Below are 527 nucleotides of genomic sequence, written 5' to 3'. Positions count from 1 at the left end.
CTCCTCGTCGGCACCCACCGCCCCGTCCACCACCCCGCCGCCGGTTCCGGTCGTGGACATCTCCGACAGCGACCCGCGGATCCCGCCCGTCCTGCACCACATGGAGCTGCTGCGCAGCCACGGCTCGCCCCTTGTGGTGCGTCGGCACGACCGGGAACTCCTGCTGGTCAGCGATCTCGCCCTGGTCACCGAGCTGGCCGACGAGCAGCGGTTCAGCAAGTTCGTGGGACCGGCGCTGGAGAACGTACGAGAGTTCGTCGCCGACGGCCTGTTCACCGCCTACAACGACGAGCCCAACTGGGCCAAGGCGCACGACATCCTGATGCCCGCCTTCTCGCTCGGCTCCATGCGCACCTACCACCCGGTCATGCGGGACGTCGCCCACCGGCTGATCGGATCCTGGGACCGCGCCGCCGTCTCGGCCACCCCGGTGGACGTCGCCGACGACATGACGCGGATGACCCTGGACACCATCGGGCTGACCGGTTTCGGCTTCGACTTCGGATCGTTCGAACGGGACGGTACGC

The 527-nt window shown here is 69.1% G+C and carries 1 protein-coding gene; it reads left to right on the top strand.

Going from position 1 to position 527, the window contains the following annotated elements; all coding sequences use genetic code 11:
- The coding region (locus DVH02_RS34585) for a cytochrome P450 (protein ID WP_407697718.1) at positions 1–527 on the top strand (527 nt) is incomplete at both ends.

Origin of the sequence: Streptomyces corynorhini (assembly GCF_003346515.1) — a bacterium.
GTDB lineage: Bacteria > Actinomycetota > Actinomycetes > Streptomycetales > Streptomycetaceae > Streptomyces > Streptomyces corynorhini.
This window is presented reverse-complemented; position numbering and strand designations above follow the sequence as displayed.